Annotated in this window: 17 protein-coding genes; 10 read left to right on the top strand and 7 right to left on the bottom strand. The window is 53.4% G+C overall.

The features are described 5' to 3' along the window. Positions 1 to 151: 151 nt before the first annotated feature. Complete coding sequence (locus NST43_RS09810; protein ID WP_339225382.1) at positions 152 to 1555, bottom strand: DHA2 family efflux MFS transporter permease subunit; 1404 nt, start codon at positions 1553 to 1555, stop codon at positions 152 to 154. A 744-nt stretch (positions 1556 to 2299) separates the two neighbouring features. Beyond that, positions 2300 to 6091, bottom strand: coding sequence for an LAGLIDADG family homing endonuclease (locus NST43_RS09805; protein ID WP_339224095.1), 3792 nt, complete (start codon positions 6089 to 6091; stop codon positions 2300 to 2302). A 178-nt stretch (positions 6092 to 6269) separates the two neighbouring features. Between NST43_RS09805 and NST43_RS09800 the strand changes: the two genes are divergently transcribed. From NST43_RS09800 to NST43_RS09785, 4 genes are all read left to right on the top strand, one after another. Further along, complete coding sequence (locus NST43_RS09800) at positions 6270 to 6422, top strand: hypothetical protein (RefSeq protein WP_339224093.1); 153 nt, start codon at positions 6270 to 6272, stop codon at positions 6420 to 6422. 92 nt (positions 6423 to 6514) lie between these two features. After that, on the top strand, positions 6515 to 8260 hold the full coding sequence (locus NST43_RS09795) for an SNF2-related protein (RefSeq protein ID WP_339224091.1): 1746 nt from the start codon (positions 6515 to 6517) through the stop codon (positions 8258 to 8260). Beyond that, a complete protein-coding gene (locus NST43_RS09790) occupies positions 8260 to 9324 on the top strand; it encodes a YqhG family protein (RefSeq protein ID WP_339224090.1) in 1065 nt (354 codons plus the stop codon). The genes NST43_RS09795 and NST43_RS09790 overlap by 1 nt, the downstream gene beginning before the upstream one ends. Before the next feature lie 151 nt (positions 9325 to 9475). Continuing rightward, positions 9476 to 10552: a hypothetical protein gene (locus NST43_RS09785; protein ID WP_339224089.1), complete on the top strand. Its 1077-nt coding sequence runs from the start codon at positions 9476 to 9478 to the stop codon at positions 10550 to 10552. Positions 10553 to 10770: 218 nt separating this feature from the next. On the opposite strand, the gene NST43_RS09780 is transcribed toward NST43_RS09785, so the two are convergent. Continuing rightward, on the bottom strand, positions 10771 to 10965 hold the full coding sequence (locus tag NST43_RS09780; RefSeq protein ID WP_339224087.1) for a YqzE family protein: 195 nt from the start codon (positions 10963 to 10965) through the stop codon (positions 10771 to 10773). A 206-nt stretch (positions 10966 to 11171) separates the two neighbouring features. Between NST43_RS09780 and NST43_RS09775 the strand changes: the two genes are divergently transcribed. Continuing rightward, complete coding sequence (locus tag NST43_RS09775; protein ID WP_339224085.1) at positions 11172 to 11981, top strand: N-acetylmuramoyl-L-alanine amidase; 810 nt, start codon at positions 11172 to 11174, stop codon at positions 11979 to 11981. On the opposite strand, the gene NST43_RS09770 is transcribed toward NST43_RS09775, so the two are convergent. The 3 genes from NST43_RS09770 to NST43_RS09760 all read right to left on the bottom strand — a co-directional run bounded on the left by NST43_RS09770 (position 11968) and on the right by NST43_RS09760 (position 14599). Continuing rightward, entirely contained in the window at positions 11968 to 12885 is a 918-nt protein-coding gene (locus NST43_RS09770; protein WP_339224083.1) for a divergent polysaccharide deacetylase family protein, read from the bottom strand. The genes NST43_RS09775 and NST43_RS09770 overlap by 14 nt on opposite strands. A gap of 129 nt (positions 12886 to 13014) precedes the next feature. Then, complete coding sequence (locus NST43_RS09765) at positions 13015 to 14115, bottom strand: glycerol dehydrogenase (protein WP_339224081.1); 1101 nt, start codon at positions 14113 to 14115, stop codon at positions 13015 to 13017. Positions 14116 to 14125: 10 nt separating this feature from the next. Further along, positions 14126 to 14599 (bottom strand): MerR family transcriptional regulator, encoded by a 474-nt coding sequence (locus NST43_RS09760; RefSeq protein ID WP_339224079.1) that lies wholly within the window; start codon positions 14597 to 14599, stop codon positions 14126 to 14128. A 161-nt stretch (positions 14600 to 14760) separates the two neighbouring features. On the opposite strand from NST43_RS09760, the gene NST43_RS09755 reads away from it, so the two are divergent. Beyond that, positions 14761 to 15621, top strand: a complete 861-nt coding sequence (locus NST43_RS09755; RefSeq protein WP_339224078.1) for an SDR family NAD(P)-dependent oxidoreductase — start codon at positions 14761 to 14763, stop codon at positions 15619 to 15621. A 128-nt stretch (positions 15622 to 15749) separates the two neighbouring features. On the opposite strand, the gene NST43_RS09750 is transcribed toward NST43_RS09755, so the two are convergent. Then, entirely contained in the window at positions 15750 to 16685 is a 936-nt protein-coding gene (locus NST43_RS09750) for a hypothetical protein (protein ID WP_339224077.1), read from the bottom strand. Between the two features lie 233 nt (positions 16686 to 16918). Between NST43_RS09750 and NST43_RS09745 the strand changes: the two genes are divergently transcribed. The 4 genes from NST43_RS09745 to NST43_RS09730 all read left to right on the top strand — a co-directional run bounded on the left by NST43_RS09745 (position 16919) and on the right by NST43_RS09730 (position 20072). Continuing rightward, positions 16919 to 17797 (top strand): YihY/virulence factor BrkB family protein, encoded by an 879-nt coding sequence (locus tag NST43_RS09745; RefSeq protein WP_339224076.1) that lies wholly within the window; start codon positions 16919 to 16921, stop codon positions 17795 to 17797. Beyond that, complete coding sequence (locus tag NST43_RS09740) at positions 17794 to 18480, top strand: hypothetical protein (RefSeq protein ID WP_339224075.1); 687 nt, start codon at positions 17794 to 17796, stop codon at positions 18478 to 18480. The genes NST43_RS09745 and NST43_RS09740 overlap by 4 nt, the downstream gene beginning before the upstream one ends. A gap of 78 nt (positions 18481 to 18558) precedes the next feature. After that, positions 18559 to 18930, top strand: a complete 372-nt coding sequence (locus NST43_RS09735; protein ID WP_209991199.1) for a PadR family transcriptional regulator — start codon at positions 18559 to 18561, stop codon at positions 18928 to 18930. Next, complete coding sequence (locus tag NST43_RS09730; RefSeq protein WP_339224073.1) at positions 18927 to 20072, top strand: DUF2812 domain-containing protein; 1146 nt, start codon at positions 18927 to 18929, stop codon at positions 20070 to 20072. The genes NST43_RS09735 and NST43_RS09730 overlap by 4 nt, the downstream gene beginning before the upstream one ends. Positions 20073 to 20095: the final 23 nt, after the last annotated feature.

Here is a 20095-nt window from a genome sequence, read left to right as displayed (position 1 = left end):
TTATTAAATTGATTGTTTTACAAACCTTTTGAAAAACACCCTACAAGATGGACTTTTTCAAAGTGTCTATCTTATAGGGTACAATTTAGTCTTTTAAAAAAGATGATCTGTATCTCTACTTATTAGATCATCATCCAGAGCTAGTTTATGATCATTCCGAGTCCCCAGACCACTTCTGGACTTTCACTCGTCTTACAAATACACCTAGAACAAGTCCGGCAAGGGCTACAAACATCGTGAAGAATAATGCGTTCTGCATACCAGCCATTAAGGCCAATGTTGCATTTGCCGACTCCGTAGGATCAGCCACACTTTTAATAAAGTCTGCGGATCCGGTTGTCATGATACTTACTGCCATTGCAATACCGATAGCTCCTGCGATTTGTTGAAGTGTATTCAATATAGCTGCACCATCGGGGTACATATCAGGAGGTAGCTGATTCAGACCATTTGTCTGAGCAGGCATCCATACCAAAAGAATTCCGACAATCAGACAGGTGTGCAAGACCACAATCAAAGCAATGGACGAAGCAACTGTAATATTAGAACAGAACCATAGAGTGGCTGAAACTACGATAAGTCCAGGTACGACCAAAAACTTAGGTCCGAATTTGTCAAATAGTGCCCCTATAACAGGAGAAAATACAGCTGAAATCACACTGCCTGGCAGAAGAATAAATCCAGTCGTCAGTGCGCTAAATTCAAGAACACGAATCATAAACATGGGAAGAATGAACATGGCGGATAGATAAACCATCATACATATGAATACCAGCAAAGTACCCATAGCAAACATAGGGTTCTTTAGAGTTCTTAAGTTCATAAGAGGTTCTTTCATGTTCAGTTGACGAATGACAAATAAGATTAATGCGATAACCCCGGCAACCAGGGGCACAATAACAACAGGGTTACTCCAACCATGATCTCCCTCTCCTGCACTACTAATACCATAAACAAGTCCACCAAAACCAATTGTCGACAAGACTAGAGAGTATATATCGATACGTGGTTTGGTTATAGGTGCTACATTTTTCATAAACGCTACGCCTGCTAACAAAGCAAGCACCAGAGTCATCAGCGATACCCAGAATATCCAATGCCAGCTTAGATAATCAATTAAAAGACCTGAGATAGCAGGGCCTAAAGCAGGTCCTGCTGTGAACACAAGACTGACTAGTCCCATCGCTTTTCCGCGTTTCTCGGCTGGGAATATAATAAGAGCCGTATTAAGCATCAATGGGAATAATAGCCCTGCTCCAGCTGCTTGAAGTATTCTCCCTAATAGCAAGATATCGAAACTTCCCGCCATAGCACCAATTGCAGATCCTATAATAGACATACTGACTGATGTCAGGAAAAGTTGACGTGTTGAAAACCATTGTATCAATAGTCCTGAAAGAGGAACTAAAACTCCCAGGGTAAGTAAATAACCACTTGTTAACCATTGAACTGTAGATTCCGTAATCGCAAACTGATTAATTATATCACTTACAGCAATATTAATTGCCGTTTCATTAAACGTACCTATCATACCAGCAAGCATCAATGCAAACATAATTGGGAAAACCTTAACATTTGGAACTTTTTGATTTCCAGAAATAGTACCTGATTGCAAAACCCTCACTCCTCAGTGTTTTTCTAATTTTTGATTCATGTAAGAAATCAAGTAGAACAAAATACCTCCTTTTGAAAAGTTATTTAATTCTCGTTCAAAATCCGTAGGAGAACTTTCAACTTTTTGATCTTAACATACGCCTGTCAAGACCCCCCCTGAACCAAAGAGAAAGTCAACCTCCTTTTTTTTAGATAAAATTCATGGTTAAATCTTGATATACTCGACGTCACCAGTATCCTTTTACTTTTATTTCATTTAGACATTGAGGTCGAATAAACGGATAGGAGATATGGATGTTACCAGGGGATATGTATGAGTGTTTGCAAAAGTGGGGTTATCATTAGGGGAGTGAGGTTTCGAAAAAATCTATATTAATATTGTTAAAATTATTTTGTGACGAAAAACGTGTAAAAATAAGGGCTGTCTCAATATTTCTGAAACAGCCCCCATTATAATGCGGTTTTTATTAGATTTTTGTCTCAAGCGTTTTGATCACTATCTCAATCTGCTCGATGGTCAATAGCTTATATCCGTAATAAGTAGAAATATTCTTTTTTAACATAATAATGCTTCGCCCAAACCTCAAAGGATTGGGCTTATTAATGTATAAATATGATGAAAATATACGATGCATAAATATCCATTTTCCATTTAATTATTACGTTGTCTAACTTCCCTAACCCCTCACCCGCACCGGCTATACCCGCAATTCCCGCAGGTCTTACACCCCTCAATATTAATCAGCGATGCGCTTCCGCAGGAAGGGCAAAGATCCCGCGAGGCGGTAGCGTGGTTGTGCGCACCGTGGCCTCCGTGTCCTTCATCGGCAGGCGCTGGAAGCACACTTGATTTCAGCTCGGCGTTCAGCGCCTCGTTGAAATCAAGCTCCAGTGTCGCCGCGATGGGCGCAGGGATATGGTCATCATGGGCGTTGTTCAGCACATGGGTCTCCAGGGCCTTCGCCACCGCGTCGGCGATGGACTCGACGCGGTTAGCGCCGAAGCCGATGGCACCGGAGCCGCCGATGCCTTTGAGATGCTTGATCAGCAGCTCGACCTTCTCGCCGTGATCACCGTAACGCAGGAACAGCGAGCAGACGCGGCCCAGCGCTTCCGCCATGGCGAACACATCGGAGCCGGCTTTGCCGACGTTCAGGAAGATTTCGGCCGGTGTCCGGTCGAGATCGTTGATGGTGATATACGCCATGCCGAATGGCGTGTTGATCTTATAGGTAGCGCCGCGCAGCACCTGCGGGCGTTTCTTGTATTGTTTGTCTACTACGTTGGCTGACGGCTGTAGACCGGTGGATGCCGTTACAGTTACCGGAGTTGCCGTTACATTAGCCGGAGCTGCTGTTTCGGCTGCCTTGGCCTCCACCGCCTCAGCTGCCGCCGGAGTGTCCTTCTTCTCTTCCTTCTTCGTCGTTTCCAGCACCTGTACATCCCGGCTGCCGTCACGGTAGATGGTCACGCCTTTGCAGCCCAGATCGAAGGCCATTTCATACAGCTCGGCGGTCTCTTCCACCGTGAAGTCGGACGGGCAGTTCGCGGTCTTGGAGATTGAGCTGTCCACCCAGCGCTGGATGGCTGCCTGCGCGCGGATATGATCCTTGGCGGACAGGTCCATCGAAGTGACGAAGTATTCCGGCAGCTCTTCTCCTGGATGGGCCTCCAACCATTCCTGGGCGATAGGCACGAACTGCTCATCGTAGCCAAGTCGGCTCTGACGGAAATATTTGAAGGCGAAATACGGTTCGATCCCTGTGGAGGTGCCGACCATCGTTCCTGTGCTGCCGGTAGGCGCCTGGGTTATCACGGTTACGTTGCGCATACCATGATTGCGGATCGACTCGCCCACTTCGGGATAGACCTCGGTGATATTCCGCATGAAGCCGCTCTGCAGATATTTATCGGTGTCAAACGCCTGGAATGATCCCTTCTCGCCCGCAATCTCTGCGGAAGCCAGATAAGCCTCGCGGGCCATGAAGCCGTAGAGCTTGTCCAGGAACTCCAGCGATTCCGGGCTGCCATAGCGGATATTCAGCTTGATCATCAGCTCAGCCAGACCCATGGTGCCGAGACCTACGCGGCGTTCGAGCTTCTGGTTGGCTTCATTTTCCGGGAAATGATACGGTGTCTTGTCGATAACATTATCCAGGAAACGCACGGAATAACGGGTCGTTGTCGCCAGATCTGCCCAGTCCACATCATGATTCTCCGCATCGTAGAACTTGGAAAGATTGACGGCGGACAGGTTGCACACGCCCCAGCCGGGTAGGCCTTGTTCACCGCAGTTATGGGCAACTACACCGCCTGCAATCAGCGAATGCGTCACAGGTTCGGTGATATCATATACCGTTACAACGTCGCCGGGTTCAATACCAACGACTTTGGACAGAAACTTTTCGGATTTGCGGGAAGGCCGGGCAATCCGCTCCAGTGCTTCTTGTTTTCTGGTAATCAGCTTGAACCCAATCTTATTCTTGAACTCCAGGATGTTGTTGCCGCTTAAGATTAGCTCATAGAATACGCCGCCTTCATAGCTGCGTTCCTCGCCCGCTATTGTTGTATACGTAAATACAGCCTGATTTTTCTTCTCACGGTTATAGATAGAACTGTTAATTCCGAAATTAAGCAGCAGCAATTGAACGCCTTGAAGAAGTTTTTTGGAAGCTGAGGTCAATCTGACCGTACGGTGCATCTCATCATTCTCATACACTGTTCCGTCAGCAGAGAATAATCCTTGCAGGAATGCCACAACAGTTGCACGTGAAGCTGTATACAGTGCAGCCGGAACCTCTTTTTCAGCGGCTCTAACTGCCTTCACTCCGAGTTCTTCAAGCTGTTCACGGAACGACTTACGCCACCAATAAGCCTGCTTGGTATTGTTGGTTCTGTCGAATACTTTGGCGGTTACGCCTGTGATATTCTTGGCAGCATCAATGAGCAATGGAATAACTTCGCTGTCTGCCTCACCAAATACCATACCGATATCACCACGTTTGGAAATCCAGCCGTCGCCTATGAGCCAGCCCAGGAACCAGCCCCATCCCTCACCAAGGGTATCCTCAGCGGCAAAGGAACCTTCTCCGGACTGCAAATAAACGCAATCGTCTGCACTCAGGTTCCGGGCCTCTTTCCAGCCGGAATCGGTAAACAAGCGATGCTCAGGTGTTACGGATAGTTCTACCCCATTTTGCAGCAAGATCTTCAAGGTTTCTCTGGTCCCGGTTGGGAACACTGTAGCCCGTCTCATCTGTAGACCCGGAACTTCATAGCTTCTTCCGCCAACCACTTTGGCTTGCTCCACTAGTCTCAAATCGGTTCCCACCAGGAAGGATTCCGTTCCGACCTTTTTATATAGCTCTTCAATGGTTAAGAGACCGTATTCCGTTGCAATGCGGGTGTCCGGGTGGAAGCACGGATTAGTACATATAATCGGATTGAAATACCAGCTATTCGACATCTGATTATAATACTCCATGAAAACAACGCCCGGTTCCGCCGATTTCCAGGCCGATTCGATAATCGTATGCCACACATCGCGAGCTCTGACCGTACGGTAGGGAATCACACGGCGGTTGTCAGCCTTCCATTTATCCAGATCTCCGTCCCAGAGCGTGTCGTAATCAGGATCGGTCGTATCCGGGAAGACCAGCTCCCAGTCCAGATCCTCCTTGACGGCCTTCATGAAGCCGTTGCTCACACAGACCGACAGGTTGGCATTAGTCACCTGGCCCATGGTCTGCTTCACGGTAATGAAATCCAGCACATCCGGGTGCCAGTCATTGATCATCAGCATCAGCGCGCCACGGCGGCTGCCGCCTTGCTCAATCAGTCCGGTGGTATAGCTGAAGAGGCCGCCCCAGGATACGGAGCCGCTGGATGAACCATTCACCCCTCTGACAATAGCACGGCGCGGACGAAGCGAAGACAGGTTGATGCCTACGCCGCCGCCGCGGGCCATAATCTCCGTCATCTCGGAGAGCGTCTGCATAATGCCGCCCCGGCTGTCTTTTGGGGAAGGAACTACATAGCAGTTGAACAGGGTAAGCTCCTCGCTCGCTCCGGCACCCGCCGCAATCCGTCCGCCCGGTACAAGCTTCCAGTCATCCAGAATCGAGCGGAATTTGCCCGTCCATTCTTCCTGAAGCTCAGGGGTCTTCTCTACGGACGCCATCGCTCCCGCGAGACGGTCCCACATCTCCTCTGGAGTCTTCTCGATATTGAGCGTCAGCTTTTCCACATCCGACTGCACCAGCTCGCCGCTGCGGGTTTTTACCGTTACAATCCGGCCTGTACGCTCTACAATCTCGCCAACCTCCTTGGTTGGGAACTTCGGATCATCCTTCGTCAGGACAAGTACTACATCGCCTACCTTGGCATTATTGCTGTCCGCGTCCTTCCAGGCATAACGGTCCAGGAATATTTTCTCACTCAGTCCCTCTAGACGCTTGTTGTGTTCCACTGTACTCAATAGAAAAACCTCCCAGGATATAATAGGTCATGCTTCCGGCGGCTGGGCAGCCGCAGCCTGCTTGTCCGGCGAAAGCTCCTTTTGTCAATAACAAACAGCCAAAAAAAATCCGCATACCAGCTAAATTTCATGCTTTTGTAACAATATATGGTGTGCGTTAACTTTTAAACTATACCACATGTTGTGGATAGAGGTCTTTTTTGAAAAAGCAGCCCCAGGCAGGAATAACGGAAAATTGGGAAAAGAAAGGCTGATTTCCTCCCTCTTTCTCGCTTTTTTGCAGGCACTGGAACTGAAAGCTTTCAAGGCGGATTACAGCGTTCCTCTGTGAATTCCATGCTCCGCAGGTTATGAAATCTCTCTTTTACGCGCATACTACTGCTACGCATTTCGATATGAAACTGCGACGGAGGAGGCTGCAACATGACGCAATTATTCCGCAATTCCCTGCCGCACGAGAACGTAACTTCTGCGCCGCTGCTGCCTGTTCCTCTATCTTTTGAGCGTAACTGGCTGCATGATCTGGAATCGAGACTCGATAAAGGCGGTCCTTGGGGAGACTGGCGGTTATCCCGCCTTGCCGTGCAGGGAGAGCAGTCGGGCCTGGTTACGAGCTTCGATGAGCTGCAATGTATGAAGCATCTGAACGGGCTGTCCCCGCTTCCCCATCAGCTGGATACTGCGCATAAGGTGCTGTTCCAAATGTCGGGCCGGGCAATTCTCGCCGATGAAGTTGGTCTTGGCAAGACGATAGAAGCCGGGCTGGTGCTGAAAGAATATCTGGTGCGGGGCCTTGTGAGCAAGGTTCTGATTCTGGTGCCGGCCTCGCTTGTCCTGCAATGGGTACGGGAGCTGAATGCCAAATTCGGGATCTCAGCCGTAGCGCAAAAAAAAGCCTATTCCTGGGGCAATGACATTGTCGTCGCCTCCATGGATACCGCCAAACGTGACCCGCATAAGGAAATGCTGCTGAGCCAGGAGTACGACATGCTCATAATCGACGAAGCCCATAAGCTGAAGAATAAGAAATCCACGAACTATCTGTTTGTACAGCAGCTGCGCAAAAAATACTGCCTGCTGCTCACCGCCACACCCGTGCAGAACGATCTCGGCGAGCTGTTCAATCTGATCACGCTGCTGAAGCCTGGCCAGCTCGGGAATCAGGGCGATTTCGCCACCAATTTCGTTGTCGATAAGCGCCAGCCCAAGAATGAAGTCCAGCTCAGGGGCGAGCTGTCCAAGGTCATGATCCGCAACCGCCGGGGCGAAGGCCCGGTGAACTTCACCAAGCGCAAGGTGCGCAACATCCCGCTCACTCTGTCGGCAGAGGAGAAGGAATTGTATGACGGCGTCACTGCTTTTGTCAAAGACCAATATCAGGAGGCGGGCGGCAATCTCAGCAGTATGCTCTCCCTGGTTACGCTTCAACGTGAAGTCTGCAGCAGCCGGGACGCTGTGTTCGTCACGCTTGTGAACCTGATCAAGAAGCTGCCGGCGGATTCTCCGAAGCGCGAGCGGATGATGGGTCTTCTCCAGACCATCCGTACCGTCAAGACGAATACCAAGGCGGAGAAGACGATGGAGTTAATTCAGCAAATGAATGAAAAGGTCATCGTCTTCACGGAATACCGCGCCACGCAGGAGTATCTGCTTCAATATTTCCGGGAGCATGGACTGCAGTGTGTCACTTACTCGGGTGGAATGAACCGCGGCAAAAAAGACTGGATGATGGACCTTTTCCGCGGACGCGCCCAGGTGATGATTGCCACGGAGGCAGGGGGCGAAGGCATCAACCTGCAGTTCTGCCACCATATGATCAATTTCGATCTGCCGTGGAACCCGATGCGGGTCGAGCAGCGGATCGGCCGTGTCCACCGGCTCGGTCAGGAGAATGATGTGGTCATCTATAACCTCTCTACGGAGGGGACGATTGAAGAGCATATTCTCCACCTGCTGCATGAGAAAATCAACATGTTCGAGATGGTCATCGGCGGGCTGGATGTCATTCTGGAACGCTTCGAGAAGAAAGAGTCGCTGGAGAAAAGCCTGTACAAAATCGTCCTTGAAGCCCGCACGGATGAGGAGCTGCGCAGCAGTCTCGATGATATTGGAGATACCCTCAGCGAGCTGACCCATGCTGATCTGGATGAAAGCGAGGTGGCTCCTTGATGCTCTCGCCCTTGGAAGTACGCAAGCAGGTCATGGATTATCTGGAAGCAACCGAATGCACCATTCTCGAATCCTCACCGCTACATGTGACGGTGAAGCTCTCCCCCCGCGCGGACCGGATGCTGACGGACCGCCCTTATTATTGGGGCTTCGTGGAGCGCACCGGTGTAGATCCCGAGACCTTGTCCTTCAGCTTCGTCTTCGATCCGCAGAAGTACGATGAACTGGCCGCGCAGGCAGCACGCTCGCGCAGTGGCGGCGCAAGCCGCACGGCAGCGGCAGACGCGCTGCCGGGCCAGGCCGGTGCGGCGGCGGATTCCGAGGCTGGGGCGGAGCTTGGCGCGGCGTATGCTGCGGCTCCGGGCGGAGTGCTGCCCCCCGGGGTATCTGCTGCCCCGGAGGACAGCATCCTTGCCCGGTACTTCGGCGTCGTTCCGGCGCTGCCGCGCATCGGACCGGGCATGATCCGCCGGGAGGATGTGACGTACGGCAGCAAGCGTCTGCGGCAGATCTGGTCGGCGGCGCGGGATGAAGGCAAGTGCCTGCAGCTGTTCGAGGACCCCGGGCTCAGGCAGCGGACCACCCTTTTCTCGGCCGCTTACGAGCCATGGCTGGCGGTCTGCTACAAGGTCGAGATGACCTGTGACCTGAAGCGGGAGGAGCTGCATTTCATCGCGTTGTCCCTGACTTCGGGGCTAATTGTCCCTGATTTTGAAGCCCGGCTGGTCTCGAAGGAGCTTACACCCCGGCTGCCGGAGAACATTCATGTCCAGCCGTTCGAGCTGGGGATTACGGACGGGGCCGACCGGCTGGAGGGATATCTGACCTCGAAGCTGGCCCTGCTGGATTACACCTGGGCGGAAGAAGCGCGAGAACGATTGGAGCTGGAGCTTAGCATCGTGGACATCTACTACGCGGAGCTGCTGAAAGAACCCGAAGAAGAGAAGCGCCTCGCCATCCAGGAGCAGTACAACCGCCGCCGCCAGGAGACCTCGTGGCAGTATGAGCCGCAGATTGCAGTTTCTGCCGTAACGTATGGATTGTTTCATCTGCGCAGCACATAGAATGCGACCTTGTCCGCTAAAAGCAGGCAAAAAAACAGCGAAACTCCCGCCGCCTGGCGCGACAGCAAGCAACAGCCTTTTCAGGGCTTGTCCCCTACAATGAACAGTAAGAAGCATAAATTCCCTCTAAACAGGAAAGGTGACTGAACCTATGAATATCACTGCAAGACGGAAGGGCTCCCGGCGGCGTGGCCGCCTGCTCCTCTGTCTGATTCTTGGACTGACTCTGCTGGCTGCTAGCGCCTCCTCTCCCCAGGCGCTAGCGTCACAAGCCAGCCGAACGACCGTGATGCAGGCCGTCACGCAGGAGGTTCTTCCAGGACTGGAGATGAAGCCGATTCCAGCGCCGGAAACGCTGCAGGCCTTCACCCGCCAGACGATTAGCCAGCTCTCGGCGGATGCTCCTTTTAAGGAATGGAAGGATGCCGGCACGGAGGTCTACCCTCTTGGCCCGGGAACGCGCAGCTGGCTGGTCAATGTGATGCACAGCGGTCAGCGGATCGGCTATCTCATCATCTCCGCTGCGGATCAGGGCGGCTATCTGCTTAGCGAATACGGAGCCGGAACCGATGGGCTCCCTTACAGTATGACTGAACTGCGCCAGTATCTGGTGCAGCAAGGACTGATACCTTCTAATTCTTCAGGTGCCATCGGGGTTATGGCGCTCTATGCTCCAATGCTGCCTGTCTGGAAAATCACTACGGAGAACAAAACGCTGTATCTGAATGCTACCGTTCTGGAGACGCTGCCCTGGAGTCCGAGCCAGGCTGAGAATGTTCTTAATGCTGCACAGGAAGCCTCAGCCATGCTGTCCTCCGGCCCGGGCCAGGCGCGTGCTCCCCAGCCCGCCTTGCGGAGCGGCGGAGAGGATGACCCGTATGCCGATCTGCTGTGGCTGACCGCCCCCGTGCTGAAGACGCTGAACGGAGCAAGCCTGACCGCTCTGCTTAAGGAGCGGGGCAGTCTTGCCTTCCAGTCTTCCGGGCATAATGATGCTCTGGGGGCGCCGTTCATGATCACAGGCAGCCAGAGTTGGCTTAAGACTACTTCTGCCGGAGACCCGGCAGACAGTGAAGTCGCAGTGGTCTATGCGGCTGTCGGGGCCGGGGGGATTCGCTACCTCCCGCTCACAGCGCTTCAAAAGGCCGGCACCTTCCACAAGCCGCCAATGCCGCTGCGCGGAGACACAACTCTGAGCGCAGCCTCTGTTCCAGATTCCAGGCAATAGTGATCATTATTCGTGAAAAGCAAATAGCCTTCCCCGGTTCCGTCTGAACGGCTCCTAGGGAAGGCTATTTGCTTCTACACCTGAATCCCACTCAGCGTCCGCTTTCTCCGAATTCAGGTGCACTTATACACCTGAATTCCTCACAACACCCGCTTTCTCCGAATTCAGGTACACTTATACCCCTGAATCCTGCTCAGCGCCCGTTCACTGCTAAATCGCTACTCCTTACTATCTCCGCCCCTGCTCCATTTGCTGCGCCACACGGACCAGGCGAGCGGCAGCGTGCCGAACCACTTTTCCGCCCACGGCTGCTTCTCTGCCTTCCGTCTGGCATGGACAGCGCGCGGATTCTCAATGTAGACGACTACTTTCTCCGTAATATACTTCACCAGATCATCTCCGCCGGATGCCATCTCGTACACCTCCCAGGTGAGTGCTTGGCGGGTTCCCGCCCCTTGATCTTATGCTTATAGTGTGCTCCAATCCTCCGATCTCTAAACCGGAATCCGAAGCTTCGTATGATTTGGGCCCTAAAGGCACAATCTAACAAGACTACACCTGTATAATCCGTCATTAAGTACAAGAAGCAGTTGATTATTCCGGCAGGGAGGTTATTCACTTGAGACAATCGGAAGCATTGGAGCCCCATACCGCTACACAGTCCCAGTCCCACCGTTCAAAAGAGCAGCCACGGCTGAGATCCGGGCTGCGGCTTAAGCTAATCATTGCCGCAGCAAGCATTCTGCTCCTGCTTACAGCAGGCGACACCGCAGTGATCCACGCAACTGCATCCCGCACTAATCCCCAGGCAGAGCAGCCCGAAAAGCGCCAGCATATGCTCGGCCATGACCAGCGGATGATTCTGATCGATGCCGGCCATGGGGGGATTGACGGCGGAACCTCATACGGCAGCATTCTGGAAAAGGACATCACCCTCGCCATCTCACGCCGCCTCTTTCTACTGCTGCGTGCGGACGGCTTCGATACGATCCTGAACCGGACCGGCGACTATGCGCCCAGCGATGAGAATCTATGGCTGAGAAGCAGATCCCGGCATCTGCGCGATCTGGCCCAGCGCAAGGAGCTGGCGGAGACGCTTCCGGCCAATGTCGTGGTCAGCATCCATATTAACTGGGCGAAATCCCCGTCCAAGCATGGTCCGCTCGTCCTGTACCGCCAGGAAGGACGCAGCTTCCTGCTAGCCCGGACCATTCAGGATCAGCTCAACCAGCTCTACAGGATGAAGAATGATCCTATCCGGGGCAAGCCCTTCTACCTGCTCAACAAAATAACCGCCACAACGGTGATTGTTGAGGCGGGATTTGTCAGCAGTCCGGCTGACCGCGAGAAGCTCTGTACACCGAAGGGCCAGGAAGAGATCGCCGAAGCCATTGCGAACGGGATCGCTGCCTATCTTATGGAAGTGTAAGCCGGGAATTCCACTTCCATTCCTCGCGGACCAGATCGGAGATGCCGACGAATTGCACCTTGTCCTTCATTCCGGCAATGCCGCTGCGGATGCCCGCGGCGGTCTCTTTGCCCTGGATGCCGACATGACCGATGGTGACGCAGAACTTTTGGCTCAAGGCCCGTTCCTGCACGAGCTTCATCTGCTTCGCCACATGGCTTGCCGAATGCACATCATCGAGGAAAATGTGGTTCTCCACCGGCGGCATTCCCAGCTCCCGGGCCATCCGTCCCGCGACTGAACGGTAATTGGTATGGCTATCTACGAAGAATAGACCTCGCTCCTTGCAGACCTCCAGCACAATACCCATGACCCGTTCATCTCCGGTCACCTTGGAGCCCATATGATTATTGATGCCGATCGCGTATGGCACATTATCGAGCGCAGCTTCCACCCGCCCCCGGACCTCGGCGTCATTCATGCTGGTCAGCACGGCCCCCGGCCCCAGCCATTCCGGCTTGCCCTGACGCGGCTCCATCGGCAGATGGACCAGCACATCGAAGCCCAGCTCATGGGCGCGCCGGGCATCCTGCTCACTGGAGCGCAGGAATGGCATGACTGCGACGGTGATTTTGACGGGCAGCTTGAACATTTCCTCTGTCCCGCGCATGCTGTTGCCAAAATCATCGATAATGACCGCTACACGGCTGAGCGCCTGCTGCTGCTGCTGGTTCCCAACTGTCCGGTTGTTGCCGGATACGCTGCCCCCTCTGCTATCCGCTGGTGCGGGTGCTGAAAGTGCCTTATCTACTGATGCAGCAGTCACTGCGTAAGGGGCTGACGGAATCAGCGCCGCTGCCATAATCACAGCTGTGGCTAAGGGATACAGAAGGATACGCTTCACTCTGTGATTACTTGTATTCATAATGGAACACCTCCTTCATGATTCAACAATTGTTCTCATTGTTTGGCTCACGAAGGTTAAATATGTACGGAGCGCTTACGCAATTATTAACAATGGGCGGCGGAAGCGGCACGGGCGGCCTATCGGCATCTATGTCATTACTCCAGCTCCGCGTCTGTCAGCGTCAAGCATAGCCTTCAGCACCTGCTGCGGTGTCACGGCAAAAGGCATATTGCCCATCGGACTATTCTCCAGGTTACAGCTGGCTTCGGCAGCCTGCAGCAGCCGGCCCTGCTCCACTCCTTCCAGTCCCAGCTCCGCCAGGGTCACAGGCAGGCCTGCCATCCGGCAGAACTCCACGACTCCGGCAATCTCCGCCTCTTCTGCATCCTCCAGAATCAGCTGCACCAGTGTAGCAAAAGCGACCTTTTCCCCGTGCAGCATAGGCTTGCACTCCTCCAGCAGCGTCAGCCCGTTATGAATGGCATGGGCGGCGGCCAAGCCTCCGCTCTCGAATCCGATGCCGCTGAGATAGATATTCGCTTCGACGATGTGATGAAGGGCAGCCGTGACACGGCCCTCGCCGGCATCCTTCAGCGCTTGCTCCCCATCCGTAAGCAGTGTATCCAGGCAGGTACGGGCCAGGGCGAGAGCCGCCAGCGTCCCTGTCCCTCCGGTGCTGGTTACTGCTCCCGACCGGCTGCAAGCCCGGGCTTCATAGTAGGTGGACATGGCATCGCCCATCCCGGCGGCCAGCAATCTTACGGGGGCACCTGCAATGATCGCCACATCTGCAACCACCAGATCCGGGCTGCGGCGCAGCGGCAGATACCGGTCAAACTCTCCAGAGTCGGTATAGAGAACCGCCAAGGCGCTGCAAGGTGCATCTGTTGAAGCGACAGTCGGCACCAGCATCACCGGCAAGTCAGCGAAATGGCTGACGGCCTTGGCTGTATCCAGGGTTTTGCCGCCGCCAATCCCTACGATGGTCCCCACCTGTCCCCTATCCAGCTCAGCTACGATCTGCTCTACCTGCACCAGGCTGCATTCCCCTTGGAATTCACGCAGCATCAAGGGAAGCTGCTCAGCCGCGAAGCCGTCCTTAATCTCTTGCCCATACCTTGAGAGAATATAAGGATCTACTATGGCATACGCCCCCTTAGCCCCCATTTGCAGGCAGTAACCGCCCAGTCTGGCAATCTCTCCGCTGCCCTGAATGTATTTTGACGGTGAATAAATGATCTGCACCATGATGCATCCCCTATCTAAACTTAAGTGTTTCTCTCACTTTAGCTTTGGTTTTACGTCCCCTTGGCATCTGCTTGCGGTCTCCGGTCAGCTCGCAGGTCTGCGGGCCCATATTTCCCTGCTCTATTTTGACATCAATGAAGTCTACAATCTGCTGCAGCGAAGCGATCTGCTCGATAATCTTCTGCCTGTGATTCAGAATCATCGTGTGGAGCTCAGGATACTGAGACAGGTCTGCATCCAGAGACAAATCAAGATAAGGCCGCATGTCGTCCAGCGACATTCCTGTTTTTTTGAGGCATGTCACCAGCTGCATCCGACTCAGATCCGCATCGCTATAAATGCGGTGGCTGTTTCCCCTGCGCTTCGCCCGGGGCAGCAGCCCAATCTTCTCGTAATACCTTATCGTATCCTCGGACATTCCGGTCCGCTCCGCCGTTTCCTTAATCGAATATCCCTGCTGGAGATCCGCTTCCGCCAGACTCATAGAATCACTCCCTCTCTACTTGCTCTAAAAGCGTCTTCGTACCATTGTACAACCTGGAGTCAGCTCCAAGTCAACGGTTAATTTCGGTACTTGACTTGGACTCGGCTCCAAGTTATACAATGAGCACCATTCATCACTTTCCATGTAGAGGAGCAACCACTATGAAATCATCACATTCCCCGCGCACCGCGCTAATTACCGGAGCCAATCACGGTATTGGGCTGGCCCTGACCCATAGACTGCTGAACGAAGGCTGGGAGGTCATTGCGCTGATCCGCTCTGCTTTTGCGGAAGATGACCGGCTTATCGGGCAGGCACTCTGCAGCAGACAACTTCGAATCTATAAGGCTGATTTAAGCGATTTCGGCCAATTACGGAGTGCCTTGCAGGATATTAACCGCCACGAAGCGCAGATTGACATCCTGTTCAATAATGCCGGGGGCAGCTTCCCCGAGTTACTCTTGTCCAAGCAAGGGCGTGAGCTGCATTATGAGCTGCAGACGGTGGTTCCGTATATCATTACGATGGAGCTGAAGCCGCTCTTGCTGAGAGGCACGCTCCGCACGGTCGTGAATACGTCCTCCAACGCTTTTATGATGAAGCGCAGCTTCGACCCGGCTTCTCTGGAGCATCCGGTGAAATTCCAGATGCTGACCGGCCCTTATGCCGACACCAAGCGCGCCATGTCCTTGTGGACGGAAGCGGTGGCACCCGCGCTTGCAGCCGAAGGCATCCTGATCCGCAGCGCTGATCCCGGAGGCAACAATACCCTTCGCAGCGGCAAAAAATCCGGTATCCCGCTGTGGTTAAAACCCATTACGCGGCTGTTCTTCCCCGAGCCTACCCATGGGGCAGGCCTGTTGTATCAGGCGGCTCTGGGTGAACACAGCGGCAAGTCAGGTGTCTTCCTGACCAAGAATCAGGTAAAACCGCTGAAATTCACTGAGTACAGCAGCCGTATCCTGAAGGATGTCCGGGCCATTCACGAACAGGAATTCCTTCAAACCGGCGGCGCATCATAGCTGCTGCTGGTGACAAGGCTGCAATTGGCACGCGACGCGATCAAGCCACAGCTCCCGGTACAGAGGGCTGTGGCTTGAGAATGCGCTGCATTTATTTTATTTTATGCCAAACTGCATTCCAATTCTGTTCATAGCAGCTCCGCCATTCGTCCGAATTCCCGCAGCAGCCGCAAATTCTCAATCACGATATGTCCCTTCCACCAGTTCTCACTAATAGCATACTCGCCTTCATATCCCTCCCAGCTCCAGGTCAGCTCCCAGACACCTGCGGCATTTCGGGTCTCCAGCAGATAATCAAGCTCCTGGTGCAGCAGCCCGCCGAGTTCAGCGTACCCGGGACTATGCGGCGAATGGATGAACACTGAGGGTCTGCAGCCATACCCGTTCCAATTCCCCTCATCGCGGCTGATCAGCCGTGCACTCTGTACTTTGAAGGCTTCTTGCAGCTCCACATAGGGGAAGTGCTCCTGCAGCCCCGCCCAGGTGATGCAATGCAGCAGCGTGTCCACGCATTTCAGCGGGTGCATCTCAATAGCAGGATCACGCAGGAAAAGCTCAGTCAGCTCACGGGCAATCCCCAGTCCGGTGGCATACAGCCCGCTATCCTTGGGAGCAGCCTTCAGAATGAATCCGGCCAGAATAGCTGTAGGGTTATACATACTGTGGGAAGTACTGTCTGAGCTTGTATGCCACCAGGGTGCATGAGGGTAATCGTTATTAGAAGCTACGACATTCCTCCACGTACGGCCATCCATATCCACACCGCTGTCCAGATATTTCAGAATTCCCTGCACCAGCGGATGCCCGGCATCTGCGAATTCCAGCTCCAGCAGCCGCTCCACCGCCGTAGCGGTCTGGATGGGCGTGGAATGCGGATTCCACGCGTCCGCTTCCAGGGCATGGCCGAAGCCCCCATCCTCATTTTGATAAGCGGATAGCGCTTCCAGCACCGGCTCAACCCCGCCGCCCTCAAAGTGAAATCTCCACCGCGCCAGGTCCAGCGGACGGGCATTCCGAACCATCCAGCGCCTAATTCCCTCATACTCCTCCAGCAACAGCTTCATATGCACTCTCCTTATATTCCTATATTGTTATCTTTCCTACTATTCTAAGAGTTTTCCAGTATAATACAAGTGAATTCCCTGTTTGAATTTTCACTGCCCAAAATCCAACTAATCCCGTATGATACAATAAAAACTACCTTGACGGACTAAAGGATACTTTAACGGGTATACATATATATGGAACGATTTGGCTACCAGGTTAGCCTATCCGGGAATTCAAGAAGGAGGGTCCTATGAACAGCACTTCGGGCAGTAGAAGAGGCACTTTCAATTTCATCAAGCAGCTATGGGTGAAAATCAACGACGATGATGTCCAGGGCATCGCTGCGCAGCTGACCTATTATTTAATCCTGTCTCTGTTTCCTTTTCTAATCTTCATCATGACCCTGATCGGGTATGCGAATATCTCGCTGGAGAAAAATATAGAGCAGCTGGAGCAGATCATGCCCGCCGAAGCCATCTCAATTATAGAAGAGATTCTGCAGGATGTGTCCGCCGGACGCAGCCAGACGCTGTTGTCCTTCGGGATGCTGGCTACGCTGTGGGCCGCCTCCAAAGGAATCAATGCTATCATCAAGGGGCTTAACCGTGCCTACGAGATTGACGAGAGCAGAGTGTTCTGGAAAATCCGGGGGATCGCCCTGCTCGCTACCTTGACGATCGGGTTCGTCGTACTGCTCAGCATTCTGCTGCTGGTCCTCGGAAGCTGGCTTAAGACGCAGATCTTCCTGCTGGTTGATCTTCCCTATGGTTTCCAAAAGCTCTGGGATCTGCTGCAATACGCGATTCCACTGCTCGTGATGTTCATTGTCTTCACCCTGCTGTACTGGATCGCTCCCAGCCGGAGACTGGCGCTGCGGGAGGTCATGCCTGGGGCGCTGTTCACCACCTTCGGCTGGATTACGACCTCGATTCTGTTCTCCGTGTACGTCAATCAATTCAGTGATTTCTCCAAAACCTACGGCAGTCTCGGGGGCGTAACCGTGCTGCTAATCTGGCTGTATATCAGCTCGTTCATTATCCTGGCCGGAGGAGAGATCAATGCGGTCCTATTGAACCGCAAGGTGAAGAGTATGCCCTTCAGCTCTTTCAATGGACAGAAGCTCCCATGAACCCCTCCCTGATTGACGCCATTACCAAAAGCCCGCTCCGCACCTCCTTCTATCACTTCACCCGGGCAGTGAATCTGCCCGCCATGGCTTCGCTTGATACCATCTATTCTTCTGCGGTGCTGAGTCCCGCCCATGCAGCCGGAGAGCGGCGGACTGCCGCGCACCGGGTAAGCTACGCCCGGCAAGCCGCGATTTTGAATGCCCATCTGCGCATTACGCCTGAGGCGATGGCTCCGGGGACAACGGCGGAGGAGTTCCGCCGCTGCCTGGACCGCCATGTGTTCCTGTGGCCGACCTGGCGCGATTGCCTCGCAATGGCTGCGATGTATTCGCGCAGAGAGCCAGGCGAGGTCTTCGCTGTGCTGAAGCTTGATGCCCGCAGAGTCCTGGCGGGTCACTACGCCCGCATCAGGCTGTCCAAATACGATTCCGGCAGCTCTCCAAGGTTCCCGCACCGCATGTCATACCGTAAGAGCTGCGCAATGCTGCTTCCCCTAGCCGAATTCATGTCCTCCACCGGACAAGCTATACCCGTCAAGCCGTCCGAGATCAAGGAGGTGCTGGTTGAGGACAAGCTGGCCCCACTCAGCCAGTATTTACAGACGGTCTACTGTTCACAGCCCCAGCTTGTACCTGTACTCTGGCAACCATTGTGCCAGCCTCTACTTCTTTCGCCAATGTAGTTCTGCTTGAATTATATGTCGCATCGTGATATAGTCACGATATGACATAGTCACATCATGACATATTTTCTTTTTGCCATGACTTGGCACAACGAATTGACGAAGCAGGTGAACGCGGTGTCCGCAGCCCAAAAGGTTCTAAAAAAGTACGTGCCCATGACCGAGACGGCGTTCTATATTCTATTGTCCTTAACCAAGCCGCGCCACGGATATGGAATCATCAAGCATGTGGATGAGCTGTCGGAAGGACGGCTACGGCTGGGCTCCGGTACGGTGTATGGAACCTTGACCAAGATGAATAAGGATGGACTGATTACCGTATTTGCCGATGGAGAGAGAAAGACGGTGTACGAGGTGTCTGAGCTTGGGAAGGAAGTCATGCGCGCTGAAATCGGCAGATTAAAGGAACTTCACCGTAACGCCGTCACCCGTGAGGAGGAATTTCAATGAGAACTGTATTTCGGCCCTTTTGGAGCTACGATCTGCCGGGGACAGAAGCCTGGTTGGCCGATATGGCCGGCAAGGGATGGCGTCTGGAGGAATGGAGCTTACTGCTGCGGCGCTTTAACTTCCGGCAGGCTGAGCCCGTCCGGCTAACTTTTCAGCTGGCTTATCATTCATCCAGGCATTCATCCATGTCTCCCTATCTTGCCGCAGAGGGATGGAGCAGGCTGCAGCAAGGAAAATGGAGCCTGTACGAGAATGATCGGTCCCCATCACAGATTAGCGCCTATCCTTCACGTAAGGATGTCCTGAGGCGTAACCGCATCATCTCCTATCTATTCACTGGAATCCTGGTGTATTTGCTGCTCATAGCACTTATTCCACTGCTTGTACTAGGACTCAGCTTCAATTCAGATGCTCCCTTCCGCATTCAGCCAAGCCCGATGTGGGCTGTTACCTGGATCGCAGCAGCGGGAGCCTTGGCTCTGCTTGTTCTTGCAATCTACTCTATTGTGAAGCTCCGGGCTGCCAGTAAGGTATTTCAGTTGGACCATCAGGACATGAAGAAGCCTCCCGGACCGCAGAAGCCTGTCGGCACTAAGATGGCGCGGATGAAGTTAGGCTGGATGTATGCTCCTGACCGGCTGGAGCAATGGCTGGAGGACAAGGAGAAGCACGGATGGAATCTCTATAAAGTAGGCTTCGGAGGAACGCTGTTCCATTTCAGCAAGGGCCGTCCGCGCCGCATGACATATCACGCCGACTATCAGGTCGTTGCGGGTGAAGGGTATTTCGAGCTGCATCAGGAGGCGGGCTGGACGAGGCTCTACAGCTCTCCCTTCTCTCTGCAGAAATGGACCATTTGGAGCCGTGAGGAGCTTAACTCTGCGGAGCAGCTTGAAATCTATAGTGATCCGGTCCACCGCCTTAAGCAGGCACGCAAAATCGCCATCAGTTATACCCTGCTGTTCCTGCCCATGATCCTGCTCTACAGCCTGAATGTGTCGGCCTTCATAGATGGCATGCTGCGGGACGGGATCACCTCTTCCCAGGCGTGGAACACTTCAATTATGTTCCTTTCCATCCTGCTCTTCGGCTCGTTCGCAGGCAGAACCTGGCTATATTACCGGCGGCTCAAGCAGCAATAGCTATTGTTGCAGGGCCCGGCACA

The organism is Paenibacillus sp. FSL H8-0332 (assembly GCF_037963835.1).
Lineage (GTDB): Bacteria > Bacillota > Bacilli > Paenibacillales > Paenibacillaceae > Paenibacillus_AQ > Paenibacillus_AQ rhizoplanae.
Note: the sequence above shows the minus strand (reverse complement) of the source record. Positions and strands in the feature narration are given on the sequence as shown.

Bases quoted from the DNA above. Each gene is read 5' to 3' on its own strand.
- NST43_RS09810 (WP_339225382.1), bottom strand. From the start codon at position 1,555: ATGTTTGCATTGATGCTTGCTGGTATGATAGGTACGTTTAATGAAACG.
- NST43_RS09800 (WP_339224093.1), top strand. From the start codon at position 6,270: ATGTTGTGGATAGAGGTCTTTTTTGAAAAAGCAGCCCCAGGCAGGAAT.
- NST43_RS09795 (WP_339224091.1), top strand. From the start codon at position 6,515: ATGACGCAATTATTCCGCAATTCCCTGCCGCACGAGAACGTAACTTCT.
- NST43_RS09790 (WP_339224090.1), top strand. From the start codon at position 8,260: ATGCTCTCGCCCTTGGAAGTACGCAAGCAGGTCATGGATTATCTGGAA.
- NST43_RS09785 (WP_339224089.1), top strand. From the start codon at position 9,476: ATGAATATCACTGCAAGACGGAAGGGCTCCCGGCGGCGTGGCCGCCTG.
- NST43_RS09780 (WP_339224087.1), bottom strand. From the start codon at position 10,965: ATGGCATCCGGCGGAGATGATCTGGTGAAGTATATTACGGAGAAAGTA.
- NST43_RS09770 (WP_339224083.1), bottom strand. From the start codon at position 12,885: ATGAATACAAGTAATCACAGAGTGAAGCGTATCCTTCTGTATCCCTTA.
- NST43_RS09765 (WP_339224081.1), bottom strand. From the start codon at position 14,115: ATGGTGCAGATCATTTATTCACCGTCAAAATACATTCAGGGCAGCGGA.
- NST43_RS09760 (WP_339224079.1), bottom strand. From the start codon at position 14,599: ATGAGTCTGGCGGAAGCGGATCTCCAGCAGGGATATTCGATTAAGGAA.
- NST43_RS09755 (WP_339224078.1), top strand. From the start codon at position 14,761: ATGAAATCATCACATTCCCCGCGCACCGCGCTAATTACCGGAGCCAAT.
- NST43_RS09750 (WP_339224077.1), bottom strand. From the start codon at position 16,685: ATGAAGCTGTTGCTGGAGGAGTATGAGGGAATTAGGCGCTGGATGGTT.
- NST43_RS09745 (WP_339224076.1), top strand. From the start codon at position 16,919: ATGAACAGCACTTCGGGCAGTAGAAGAGGCACTTTCAATTTCATCAAG.
- NST43_RS09740 (WP_339224075.1), top strand. From the start codon at position 17,794: ATGAACCCCTCCCTGATTGACGCCATTACCAAAAGCCCGCTCCGCACC.
- NST43_RS09735 (WP_209991199.1), top strand. From the start codon at position 18,559: ATGACTTGGCACAACGAATTGACGAAGCAGGTGAACGCGGTGTCCGCA.
- NST43_RS09730 (WP_339224073.1), top strand. From the start codon at position 18,927: ATGAGAACTGTATTTCGGCCCTTTTGGAGCTACGATCTGCCGGGGACA.